This window comes from Streptomyces sp. 15-116A (assembly GCF_025290915.1).
GTDB lineage: Bacteria > Actinomycetota > Actinomycetes > Streptomycetales > Streptomycetaceae > Streptomyces.
On the sequence record NZ_JAOCQE010000212.1, the window covers coordinates 1 to 11,415 of the forward strand.

Annotated in this window: 10 protein-coding genes; 1 reads left to right on the top strand and 9 read right to left on the bottom strand. The window is 71.9% G+C overall.

Annotation, left to right across the window (positions count from 1 at the left end):
- Positions 1 to 116: 116 nt before the first annotated feature.
- Positions 117 to 1,409, bottom strand: a complete 1,293-nt coding sequence (locus tag N4P33_RS26165; RefSeq protein WP_260829230.1) for a glycosyltransferase — start codon at positions 1,407 to 1,409, stop codon at positions 117 to 119.
- 156 nt (positions 1,410 to 1,565) lie between these two features.
- On the opposite strand from N4P33_RS26165, the gene N4P33_RS26170 reads away from it, so the two are divergent.
- Positions 1,566 to 2,168: a YceI family protein gene (locus tag N4P33_RS26170; protein WP_260829232.1), complete on the top strand. Its 603-nt coding sequence runs from the start codon at positions 1,566 to 1,568 to the stop codon at positions 2,166 to 2,168.
- 99 nt (positions 2,169 to 2,267) lie between these two features.
- Here N4P33_RS26170 and N4P33_RS26175 read toward each other — a convergent pair whose 3' ends face one another.
- The 8 genes from N4P33_RS26175 to ureB form a co-directional block, all read right to left on the bottom strand.
- The gene (locus N4P33_RS26175) at positions 2,268 to 2,840 is read right to left on the bottom strand and encodes a YdeI family protein (protein ID WP_260829233.1); all 573 of its coding nucleotides are present in this window, start codon (positions 2,838 to 2,840) and stop codon (positions 2,268 to 2,270) included.
- Positions 2,841 to 2,894: 54 nt separating this feature from the next.
- On the bottom strand, positions 2,895 to 4,247 hold the full coding sequence (locus tag N4P33_RS26180) for a hypothetical protein (protein ID WP_260829234.1): 1,353 nt from the start codon (positions 4,245 to 4,247) through the stop codon (positions 2,895 to 2,897).
- 96 nt (positions 4,248 to 4,343) lie between these two features.
- Positions 4,344 to 5,948 (bottom strand): citramalate synthase, encoded by a 1,605-nt coding sequence (gene cimA / locus N4P33_RS26185; protein WP_260829235.1) that lies wholly within the window; start codon positions 5,946 to 5,948, stop codon positions 4,344 to 4,346.
- A 306-nt stretch (positions 5,949 to 6,254) separates the two neighbouring features.
- Complete coding sequence (locus tag N4P33_RS26190) at positions 6,255 to 7,529, bottom strand: hypothetical protein (RefSeq protein ID WP_260829236.1); 1,275 nt, start codon at positions 7,527 to 7,529, stop codon at positions 6,255 to 6,257.
- A 124-nt stretch (positions 7,530 to 7,653) separates the two neighbouring features.
- A complete protein-coding gene (locus N4P33_RS26195) occupies positions 7,654 to 8,253 on the bottom strand; it encodes a TetR/AcrR family transcriptional regulator (RefSeq protein WP_260829237.1) in 600 nt (199 codons plus the stop codon).
- A gap of 18 nt (positions 8,254 to 8,271) precedes the next feature.
- A complete protein-coding gene (locus N4P33_RS26200; RefSeq protein ID WP_260829238.1) occupies positions 8,272 to 9,309 on the bottom strand; it encodes an agmatine/peptidylarginine deiminase in 1,038 nt (345 codons plus the stop codon).
- Between the two features lie 10 nt (positions 9,310 to 9,319).
- Positions 9,320 to 11,029: an urease subunit alpha gene (locus tag N4P33_RS26205; RefSeq protein WP_260829239.1), complete on the bottom strand. Its 1,710-nt coding sequence runs from the start codon at positions 11,027 to 11,029 to the stop codon at positions 9,320 to 9,322.
- A partial coding sequence (ureB, locus tag N4P33_RS26210; RefSeq protein WP_260829240.1) for an urease subunit beta occupies positions 11,026 to 11,415 on the bottom strand: 390 nt, incomplete at its 5' end. The genes ureB and N4P33_RS26205, both read right to left, overlap by 4 nt.

The window sequence follows — 11,415 nt, forward strand, 5'->3', positions numbered from 1 at the left end:
GGGGGTGGGGATCGTACGGCTGGACACGTCACCGGTGATCGCGGCGTTGCATGGGCGTGGGGGGAGTCGGTGAGGGGGTGGGGCTAGGGCGGCTACAAAACCGCCGGCAACTGCACCTACCTAAGGGGCGCGGGGAACTGCGCGCCCAGCCCCCACCGGCCCGCAGACGACGTCGCGGCGCACCAGACCGGCAGAAGATCTTCTGCCAGTACCTGGTCCCAAGTCGGGTGGACAGTCCTCGCTGTAGCTGCCGCCTGCTGGCGAAGTCTCCCCCGCAACCCGGGGTCGTCGACCAACCTGCACAGAACCTCCGCCCACGCCCCGGCATCGTCGTACCGCACCACCACCCCGTCCCGGCCCGGTGCCCTCAGCCAGCTCGTCGTATACGCACCCTCCGGGAGGACCACCGCCAGACCGCTCGCCATCGCCTCCGCGATCACATTGCCGCTGGTCTCCGTCCGGGACGGGAACGCGAAGATGTCGCAGGCGGCGTACACCCGCGCGAGCCGGTCCTGCGGGACGGGGCCGAGGAGGGTGACGTCGGGGCCGAGGGCCCGGCGCATGGCCTCTTCCTCCGCACCGGAGCCCGCCGCGACCAGGTGAGCCTGCCGGCCGCCGGCACGCAGCAGCCGCATGCTCTCCGTCAGCAGCGGCACGCCCTTCGTGGCGTCCAGGCGCCCGGCGAACAGCACCAGCGGCCGGTCGGCCGGGACGCCGTACGTCCGGGCGAGCCAGCCACGCGCACCGGCGTCGGGGCGGAAACGCGCGTGGTCGGTGCCCCGGCGCAGCAGGGCGACCCGGTGCGGTCCGAGCGCACGGGCGAGTTCCTCGCGGGCCTCCGGCGTGGGGACGAGCACCTTCTCACAGGCGTGCAGCAGCCGGTCCCGGCGCCGCCGCAGGGCGCGCTCCGCGCGGTCGGCGAGGAAGTCGCCCACCGCCGGATGTGTGCCGGGCAGCCACCGGCCGGCCAGATAGCGGGCGTAGACGGAGGCCAGCAGGGGGACGTCCGTGTGCACGGAGGCGACGAGCCGGGGCGGCCTCGCGGGATGCCGTCGGGCGAGGCGTACGGCGGTGGTGGCGAAGGCGAAGCTGTGGGTGAGGTGCCAGACGTCGTGCCGGGGCAGTTGCGCGGCGAGCGCGGGATGGTGGGGCGCCAGGTCGCAGACGTCCTCGGCGCTGTCCGCCGACCGTGTCGGCGCCGAGCTGAGCACCGGGCGGAGCGTGACGAGCCGTACGTGCGGGGCGAGCTCCTCGACGTGTTCGCGCTCGCCGAGGAAGTAGACCGTGAGGTCGAGGCCGCTGCCGGCGGGCAGCCGGGCGGCGCTGTGCGCGAAGTGTTCCCAGCACTTCACCTGGCCGCCCGACATCTCATGTCGCAGCAGCTCCACCAGAACCGCGACGGAGGCCACGGCCCCCCGTGTACCACCCGTCGAGGTGGACCAATCGCGACACACCCGCGAAAGATGTTGAATGTTGAAGGGAATAGGTCTACGGTGGGTCTCGTTGATTTAGTTGAACATTCAACGTGATCTCCCCGATCGCGTCCCGTCCCCAGGAGGAACACCATGGGCATCTTCGGCCGCAGCAACGACGCCACCGCCACCGCGACCACCGCCGTGAGCCCGGACCTGGCCGCCCTGACCGGCGACTACACGATCGACCCGGCGCACACCACCATCGGCTTCGTCGCCCGGCACGCGATGGTGACCAACGTCAAGGGCGGCTTCCAGGAGTTCAGCGGCACGCTGCACCTGGACGGCACCGACCCGTCCCACTCCACCGCCTCGCTCGACGTCGTGATGGACAGCATCGACACCGGCAACGCCGACCGTGACGGCCACCTGAAGAGCGCGGACTTCTTCAAGACGGACGAGTTCCCGACGATGACCTTCCGCTCGACCAAGGCCGAAGCCCTGGGCGGCGACGACTACCGCATCACCGGCGACCTGACGATCCTCGGCACCACCCGTCCGGTCACCATCGACCTGGAGTTCAACGGCGCCGCGAAGGACCCCTTCGGCAACGAGCGCGTCGGCTTCGAGGGCAAGGCCGAGATCCTGCGCTCCGAGTTCGGCCTGACCTGGAACGCGGCGCTGGAGACGGGCGGCGTCCTGGTCTCCGACAAGATCAAGCTGAACTTCGACATCTCGGCGATCCGCAACGCCTGACCCCACCGCCGGCCTCGGCACCCTGAGCGCGCCCGCCCACCCGTTCCCCCGTGCGGGAGGGCGGGCGCTCGGCGTATCCGAAAGGCACCACCGAGGCTCTCAGCCCCTCCCGGCCGCCAGCTTCTCGACCACCGCCCGGATCCGGGCCGCCCTGCTCCGCGGGGTCCGCGCCCGCAGCACCACCAGCATGGCGACGTACTGCCCGCTCCTGCCGAGCGTGTCGAACGCCGCCCTCGCCCTCGGGTTCCGCTCCAGCTCCGCCGCGAGATCCTCCGGTACGGCGGCCTCCTTCTGCGAGGCGTACGCCGCCTCCCAGCGTCCGTCGGCCTTGGCGGCGTCGATCTCCGCGAACCCGCCGGCCCGCATCCGCCCCTGCTCGATCAGCTCCTCCACCCGGCGCACATTGACCATGGACCAGAGACTTCCCGGCCGGCGCGGGGTGATCCGCTGGAGGAAGCAGACGTCGTCGAGCCCCTTGCGCTGTCCGGTGATCCACCCGTGGCACAGGGCGACGTCGTTGACGTCACCGGCACTGAGCGAGGCGATCCCCGTCCCCTTCTTCGCGACCTTGACCCACAGGCCGGGATGCGGTGCGGGGTGCTCGCTGAGCCAGGCGTCGAGTCCGTCGGCGCTCTCGAAGGCGAGGGGCTGGATGCCGTCCGAAGGGGTCATGAGCCGAAGGTAGGCGCCAAAGAGGACAGCTTTTGTCCTCGATAGCGCCCGCTCTCAGAATCCGCCGCCGAAATCGCCGCCGCCCCCGAAGTCACCCCCGCCGAAGCCGCCGCCGAAATCACCGCCGAAGTCGCCGCTGTGGAAGTCCGCGCCGGAGACGTCGCCGCCCTCGTAGCCGCCGAAGTCTCCGTAGCCCGAGCCGTAGTCGGCCCCGTAGGCGGGAGTGGCCATCATGCTGCCGAGCATCGTGCCGATGAGCAGGCCGGGCAGGATGCCGCCGCCGAAGTAGCCGCCCGCCCAGGGGCCGTAGGCGGGGCCTGCCTCCCAGTAGGGGCGGCGGCCGTACTCGGTGTCGACCTCGCGGACCGCCGGGTCGCGGCCCTCGGCGAGGCGGACGCGGTCCGCCTCGCAGACCGGGACCTCGCGCTCGGCGCCGCCCGGCGGAGTCCAGGTGGCGTCGGCGACCGAGGGGCCGTGGCGCGGGTCGAAGAAGCAGGGCGGGCGGCGCTCCGGCAGCGGCCGTCCCTCGCGGCGGGCGGCGAGGGAGGCCAGGGCGAAGCGGCCGTCCTCCACGGCCTGGGTGACCGCCCGGACGTCCTCCGGTTTGGTCGCGGCCTCCATCAGCCGCTTGGACTGCTCGTAGGCGTCCAGGGCGTGCTCGTAGTCCGTGCGCATCGCGTCGTCGGCGCCCGGTTCGCCCGGGTGGAAGTCGAGGCGGTCGAGTTCCTCACCGAAGGCGGTGATGTCCTCGTCGACCACCACGCGCAGCTTCTCCAGCGCGGCCCGCTGTTCCTCCTCGTGGCGCCGCCGGTTGCGGCGGGTCACGGCGTAGACGCCCGCGCCGCCGGCCGCGAGCAGCGCGCCGACGGTGATCAGACCGCCGACCGGCACGTCCGTGCCGCCGCCCTCGCTCCACGAGCTCGGACCGGACCCGCCGATGTTGCGCAGCGCGCTGTCGACGAAGTCGTTCAGCTGGGCCTTCGCGTCCACCGCGCCCTGCACGGAGGCGACCAGGTTCTGCACGCCCTGGTTGCTCAGCACGCTGCCGTCGGCGCGGGCGTCGAACTCGTCGCCGAGCCGGACGCCGTACAGGCCGGTGATGCCGGTCTCGGTGCGCAGGGTGCGCCAGAACTGGTCGTCGGTCGGGAAGTCCGCCGGGAGGACGGCGACGAAGACGGGCTTGTCGGCGTCCTCGATCTTGTCGGCGAGGGCCTCGGCGTCCGACTCGGCCAGGACGTCACGGGCCTCGGGATCGACGTAGACGGGACTCTCGCGGAGCGCGTTCCCGATGGTCGAGAGGTCGGTGGCCGCGTGCGCACCCGGCGCACCGGCCAGCAGCGCCGCCAGTACGGCGGCGATCGGCACGATCAGCAGGCGTACGAGGGTACGCGTCGGCGCGGCCTTCATATGTTCGAAGCTACCCGAACAGGGGCGAAAACGGGCATCCGGTCCCGGCGCAAATTCGCGCCGCTCCCCGCCGGGACCGGAGACCGCCGGGCCGGTCTACGCGGCCGGCTCGACGCCCGCCCGCAGCAGGCCGTAGGTGTAGGCGTCCTCCAGGGCCTGCCAGGACGCGGCGATGACGTTGTCGGCGACGCCGACCGTGGACCACTCTCCCGTCCCGTCGGAGGTGGAGATCAGGACCCGGGTGGTGGACTGGGTGCCGTGCTTGCCCTCGAGGATGCGGACCTTGTAGTCGACCAGCTCGAGCTTGGCGAGCTGCGGGTAGATCTTCTCCAGGGCGACCCGCAGGGCGCGGTCGAGGGCGTTGACCGGTCCGTTGCCCTCGGCGGTGGCGACGATGCGCTCGCTCTTGGCCCACAGCTTCACGGTGGCCTCGTTGGCGTGGGTGCCGTCGGGGCGGTCCTCGACGATGGCGCGCCAGGACTCGACGTCGAAGTACTTCAGTGGCCTGCCCTCGGCTTCGGCGCGCAGGAGGAGTTCGAAGGAGGCGTCGGCGGCTTCGTAGGTGTAGCCCTTGAGTTCGCGTTCCTTGACCCGCTCGACGACCCGGGTGACCAGTTCGCGGTCGTCGCCGAGGTCGATGCCGAGCTCCTTGCCCTTGAGCTCGATGGAGGCGCGGCCGGCCATGTCGGAGACCAGCATGCGCATGGTGTTGCCGACCTGTTCGGGGTCGATGTGTTGGTACAGGTCGGGGTCGACCTTGATGGCGGAGGCGTGCAGGCCGGCCTTGTGGGCGAAGGCGGAGACGCCGACGTAGGGCTGGTGGGTGGAGGGGGTGAGGTTGACGACCTCGGCGATGGCGTGGGAGATGCGGGTCATCTCCCGCAGCCGGCCCTCGGGCAGGACCTTCTTGCCGTACTTCAGCTCCAGCGCGGCCACGACCGGGAACAGGTTGGCGTTGCCGACGCGTTCGCCGTAGCCGTTGGCGGTGCACTGCACGTGGGTGGCGCCCGCGTCGACGGCGGCGAGGGTGTTGGCGACCGCGCAGCCGGTGTCGTCCTGGGCGTGGATGCCCAGGCGGGCGCCGGTGTCGGCCAGCACGGTGGCGACCACGGCCTGGACCTGGGCGGGGAGCATGCCGCCGTTGGTGTCGCACAGGATGACCACGTCGGCGCCGGCCCCGGCGGCGGTGCGCACGACGGCCTTGGCGTACTCGGGGTTGGCCCGGTAGCCGTCGAAGAAGTGCTCGCAGTCGACGAACACCCGCCGGCCCCGCTCGCGCAGGAAGGCGACGGTGTCGCGGACCATGGCCAGGTTCTCGTCCAGGGTGGTGCGCAGGGCGAGTTCGACGTGCCGGTCGTGGGACTTGGCGACCAGCGTGATCACCGGGGCGCCGGAGTCCAGCAGCGCCTTGACCTGGGGGTCCTGGGCGGCGGTGGTGCCGGCGCGGCGGGTGGAGCCGAACGCGACCAGCCGGGCGTGCCGGAAGTCGATCTCCGCCTGCGCGCGGGCGAAGAACTCGGTGTCCCGCGGGTTCGCACCGGGCCAGCCGCCCTCGATGAAACCGACGCCGAACTCGTCCAGATGCCGCGCGATGGCCAGCTTGTCGGCGACCGTGAGATTGATGCCCTCACGCTGGGCGCCGTCGCGCAGGGTCGTGTCGAAGACGTGGAACGAGTCGTCGAGCTCGCTGGTTGCGGTCATGGTGTGAAGGCTCCTGAAGTTAATCCTCGGTCTACCGGAATGACCGGCTCCACCGTCCCCCCATGGTCCCTCGCGCTCGCTCCCCGGCGGTGGGTGGGGCCGGGAAACAGAAAAACCTCTCGCGGGTGCGAGAGGTCTGCGCGCGGGTCGAGGACGACGGTGTCCGCCCGTACGGTGTCGTACGTGACGGTCACTGCGGACCGGCGCGCCTGCTGCCGATAATCATGGCGAACGAGAGCACGGGGGCAGTCTGGCACAATCCGCCCCCGCGCTCACCGTCCGTCTCAGGATGCGGGCGTTGGGTGGTCAGCGCATGCGGCGCAGGAACCCGTCGGCCTTGCCGTTGGTGTCGCCCGCGACCAGGCTCGCCGAGTCCGAGCTGAAGCCGACCGCGCCTCCGCCCCGGGTGACGGAGTACACGCTGACGTACTCGTCGGTGACCGGTCCGCCGGTGACGGATTCGCTGACCAGCCGGGAGGTGCCGGTGCGCAGGTCCCGCAGGTAGACGTTGGACGGCCCGAAGTAGCCGTCGTCCCCGCGCACCGCCGCGTCGTAGGCCACGTACCTGCCGTCGGGGCTGATCGCCGGGTTGTACACACCGCTCGCCTCGCCGAGGTCGTGGGTGACGCGGGTCGTGGTGTCGCCGCGCAGGTCCCGGACGAAGACATCGGTCTGCTCGTTGGTGTCCCCCGGGACCAGATCCGCGGCGGAGCTCTCGAAGGCGACCCGGCGGCCGTCGGCGGAGAGCGAGGCGTGCAGGGGCGCGGTCGAGGACGGTGTGCCGTCGGTGGTGACGTTGACCTGCTCCTCGGTGCCGGTGCGGCTGTCGTGCACCCACAGCGCGCCGCGCGGGCCCTTGTACTCGATCTGGGAGTACGCCACCCGGCGTCCGTCGGCGCTCACGCCCACCACCTGTGCGGGCCAGCCCGGGTGCTCGCGGTTGGCGACGCGGCGCACGTCACCGGAGTTCCGGTCGAGGAGGTAGACGGCCCGGAAGATGTTCGGGTCGCCGGTCTCCATGCGGCTGGGCCGGGCGCTGAAGGCGATGTAACGGGCGTCGGCGGACATGGCCCCGCCGAAGGCGTAGGCGGATCCGCCGTCGAGGCCGGCGCTCACCCGCTCGGTGCGGCCGGTGCGGCGGTCGTGCAGGTAGACGTCCTCGGCGAAGTCGTCGGCGGGCGGCTTCTCCCAGGGCACCAGGGTGCGGGCCCGGGACAGGAACAGCACGTACCGGCCGTCGCCGCTGATCGCCAGCGCGCTGGACATCCCGTCGGACTGGGTGCCGTCGGAGGCGACGGTGACCCGCTCGACGGTGCCCTTGCGAAGGTCGCGCACGAACACGTCGTGCACCTCGTTGCTGTCGCCCGGCACCAGGTTGGACGCGCCGGACGTGAAGACCGCGAACCGGCCGTCGGCGCTCACCGTCGGGCCGTAGGAGTGGTCGTCGCCCTGCTCCCCCGTGGCCGACACGGTGACGCGTTCCGTGTTCGGCCCGGGCGCGGCCGTCGCCGGTGCGGTCGACACCAGCGCCAGCGCACCCGTGATCAGCGCGGCCGAGGCCGCGCGCATGACTGTGGTCATGAACTCCCCCTGAAGTCCCCGTGATTCCCCGTTCGCTGCTCCTGTACCACCGGAGCACCCCGAGCCAATCGCATCACCAACCACCTGGTCAATCCGCCGTATTGAGTACAACCCGGGCGACGGCTCAGGCGTCCGCGAGCAGTGTCTCGTCGAGGAACTCCCGTACGTGGGACAGAACTTGTGGCCGGTCCGTGCCGCGCAGCCCGATCGCCACATGGATGGAGAGGCCGTCGAGCAGGGCGCGCAGCCGGGCGGCGTAGCGGTCGGGGTCGACGCGGCGGAACTCGCCCCGGGAGACGCCCTCGGCGAGCAGGGCGACCAGGTCGCGGTGCCAGGCGCCCTCGATGGCGGCCTGGCGGTCCCGGGCGTCGTCGTCGGCGTTCTGCGACCGGTTCCAGACCTCCAGCCACAGCGTCCAGTGGGGGTCGCGGTGGCCGTCGGGGACGTACAGGTCGACGTAGGCGTCGAGGCGTTCGCGGGCGGGGGCGGTGCGGGCGAGCAGCCGGGAGCGGGCGGCGCCCAGGCGGCCCTCGCTCCACTCCAGGGTCCGCAGCAGCAGCTCGTCCTTGGTGCGGAAGTAGTAGACGAGATGCCCGCTGCTCATGCCGACCTCACGCCCGAGCGCGGCCATGGTCAGCTGCTCCAGGCCGCGCTCGGCGATCATCTCCATGGCGGCGGCGAGCACGTCCTCGCGCGGCGGAGCCTGTCTGCGCCCACCGGCCATGTCCCGCTCCTGGGTCTGCTAGATCTTCGGCTGCTGCTGGGTGATGCAGTGGATGCCCCCACCACCCGCGAAGATCGTACGCGCGTCCACGAGGGTGACCGTGCGGTCGGGGTAGAGGCGGCGGAAGATCCCGGCGGCGAGCTCGTCGCGCGGGTCGTCGAAGGCGCACAGGACCACGCCGCCGTTGCAGACGTAGTGGTTGATGTAGGAGTAGTCGGCCCAGTGGCCGTCGGCCTCCAGCACGGTCGGCGCGGGGACGTCGACGACCTCCAGGCGGCGGCCCCGGGCGTCGGTGGCCGCCTTGAGGATGCCGATGGCCTCCTCGGTCACCTCGTGGTCGGGGTGCGCGGGGTCCGGCTGACGGTGGACCACGACCGTACCCGGCCCGGCGAAGGCGGCCACGATGTCGACATGGCCGAGGGTGCCGTAGCCGTACGGCGGATAGTCGGCGGTGAGGCCGCGCGGGAGCCAGATGGCCTTGCGGGTGCCGAGGTGGGTGTGGATCTCCGCCTCGACCTGCTCCTTGGTCCAGCCGGGGTTGCGCTCGGGCCCGAGCTGCACGGTCTCCGTGAGCAGCACCGTGCCCTCGCCGTCGACATGGATGCCGCCGCCCTCGTTGACGAGCTTCGAGGCGTACGTCCGTGCCCCGGCGAGATCGGAGACGTACGCGGCGATCTTCGCGTCGTGCTCCCAGCCGGCCCACTCCTGGGCGCCCCAGCCGTTGAACGTCCAGTCGACGGCGGCGAGTTGCGAGCCGTTCGTCAGGAAGGTGGGGCCGATGTCGCGCATCCAGGCGTCGTCCAGCTCGCGTTCCACGGTGTCGATGTCCGCGCCCAGCAGGTCCCGCGCCTCGGCCGACTGGCCCGGCCCGCACACCACGGTCACCGGCTCGAACCGGCGGACCGCGCGGGCCACCGACGCCCAGGCGGTACGGGCGGCGGTCAGCTCCTCCGGGTCGGAGAAGGTGTGGTTGGGACCGGGCCAGGCCATCCAGGTGCGCTCGTGCGGGGCCCATTCTGCGGGCATGCGGAAGCCGTCGGACGCGGGCGTGTTCATGGGTGGGTCCTCAGAGGAAGTAGAGGCGGTTGAGGGAGACGGACTCGGCGGGCTCGGAGCGCAGCGGGTCACCGTCGAGGGTGACCAGGCCGGTGCGCTGGTCGACGTCGACGTGTCCGGTACGGGAGTTCAGGCGCAGGTCGGCGGGACCGATGCCGCGCGTGCCGCGCACGGCGACCCGGCGGCGCCGGGTCGGCATGGTGTCGTGCCCCTGGTCCAGTGCCGCCCGGGCGACGAACGCGACGGAGATGTCGGCCGGGGTGGCGCCGTGCGCGCCGAACTGCGGGCCCAGGACGAGGGGTTCGCAGGTGTCGGTGGCCGCGTTGGGGTCGCCGACGACGCCGTACGCGGGGAAGCCGGCCTTGAGGACGAGCTGCGGCTTGGCGCCGAAGTACTCGGGCCGCCACAGCACGACGTCGGCGAGCTTGCCCACCTCGATCGAGCCGACCTCGTGCGAAAGGCCATGCGCGATGGCGGGGTTGATGGTCAGCTTGGCCATGTAGCGCAGCACGCGCTCGTTGTCGTGCTCCTCGGGCGCTCCGAACTCGGCCTTCATCTTCCCGGCCATGGCGAAGGTGCGGCGCACGGTCTCACCGGCGCGCCCCATGCCCTGAGCGTCCGAGGAGGTGATGCCGATGGCGCCCAGGTCGTGCAGGACGTCCTCGGCGCCCATGGTCCCGGCGCGGATGCGGTCGCGGGCCATGGCGGCGTCGCCCGGCAGGTCGGTCTTCAGGTCGTGGACGGAGACGATCATGCCGTAGTGCTCGGCGACGGCGTCCCGCCCGAAGGGCAGGGTGGGGTTGGTGGAAGAGCCGATGACGTTCGGCACGCCCGCCATCTTCAGCACGTTGGGGACGTGTCCGCCGCCGCAGCCCTCGATGTGGAAGGCGTGGATGGTCCGCCCCTCCAGCACCCGCAGGGTGTCCTCGACGGACAGGCACTCGTTCAACCCGTCGCTGTGCAGGGCCACTTGGACGTCGTGCTCCTCGGCGACGCGCAACGCCGTGTCCAGCGCCCGGGTATGGGCGCCCATGTCCTCGTGCACCTTGAACCCGGACGCGCCGCCCTCGGCCAGCGCCTCGATCAGCGGCGCCTCGTGGGAGGACGAACCCCGGCCGAGGAAGCCGATGTTGACCGGCCAGGCGTCGAAGGCGTTGAAGGCGTGCTTCAGCGCCCAGGGCGAGTTGACGCCCACGCCCCACACGGGACCGAACTCCTGGCCGATGATCGTGGTCACCCCGGAGGCGAGCGAGGCCTCCATGATGCGCGGCGACAGCAGGTGCACGTGCGTGTCGACGGCCCCGGCGGTGGCGATGAGCCCCTCGCCGGACACGATGGAGGTGCCGGTGCCGACCACGACGTCCACCCCGTCCAGGGTGTCGGGGTTGCCGGCCCGCCCGATCGCGCAGATCCGCCCCTCGCGGATGCCGATGGACACCTTGCGGATGCCCTGCACGGCGTCGATCACCACGACGTTGCTGATCACCACGTCGCAGGTCTCGCGCACGGCCGCGGCCTTGAGGTGCAGCCCGTCACGGGCGGTCTTGCCGAACCCCGCGAGGAACTCCTCGCCGTACTGCTGGGAGTCGGACTCGATCTTGATCGTCAGCCCGGAGTCACCGAGCCGGATCCGGTCACCGGCACGGGGGCCGTGGGTGGCGGCGTACTCGTAGGGGGTCAGGCGGCGGGCTTCGGCGGGGTGCCCTCCGGGACGGCTCATCGGTCGACCTCCTCACTGGGAACTCCCAGATATCCGCAGGCGGCGGCCCGGCGCAGGGCCTCTTGCTCGGCCCCCGGCGCGTCGAGGGGCCCGTCCACGAGCCCGGCGAAGCCGATCGCGATGCGCTCGCCACCGATCGGTACGAGCCCGACCTGGGCGCTCTCGCCCGGCCCGAACCGCACCGACGACCCGGCGGGGACGGCGAGCCGCATCCCGTAGGCCCGCTCGCGGTCGAAGTCGAGGCGGGGGTTGGCCTCGAAGAAGTGGAAGTGTGAGGTGACCGAGACCGGCACGCTCGCGGTGTTGGTGACGGTGATCCGCACGGCGGCCTCCGGTTCGGTGTGCTCGGGCCCCGGCAGCAGCGCACCGGGCGCCTCCTGCCCCAG

What these genes read in the sequence shown, in the direction of transcription:
- N4P33_RS26205 (WP_260829239.1), bottom strand. Translation starts at nt 11,029, where the DNA reads ATGAGCCGTCCCGGAGGGCACCCCGCCGAAGCCCGCCGCCTGACCCCC.
- cimA (WP_260829235.1), bottom strand. Translation starts at nt 5,948, where the DNA reads ATGACCGCAACCAGCGAGCTCGACGACTCGTTCCACGTCTTCGACACG.
- N4P33_RS26190 (WP_260829236.1), bottom strand. Translation starts at nt 7,529, where the DNA reads ATGACCACAGTCATGCGCGCGGCCTCGGCCGCGCTGATCACGGGTGCG.
- N4P33_RS26195 (WP_260829237.1), bottom strand. Translation starts at nt 8,253, where the DNA reads ATGGCCGGTGGGCGCAGACAGGCTCCGCCGCGCGAGGACGTGCTCGCC.
- N4P33_RS26180 (WP_260829234.1), bottom strand. Translation starts at nt 4,247, where the DNA reads ATGAAGGCCGCGCCGACGCGTACCCTCGTACGCCTGCTGATCGTGCCG.
- N4P33_RS26175 (WP_260829233.1), bottom strand. Translation starts at nt 2,840, where the DNA reads ATGACCCCTTCGGACGGCATCCAGCCCCTCGCCTTCGAGAGCGCCGAC.
- N4P33_RS26170 (WP_260829232.1), top strand. Translation starts at nt 1,566, where the DNA reads ATGGGCATCTTCGGCCGCAGCAACGACGCCACCGCCACCGCGACCACC.
- N4P33_RS26200 (WP_260829238.1), bottom strand. Translation starts at nt 9,309, where the DNA reads ATGAACACGCCCGCGTCCGACGGCTTCCGCATGCCCGCAGAATGGGCC.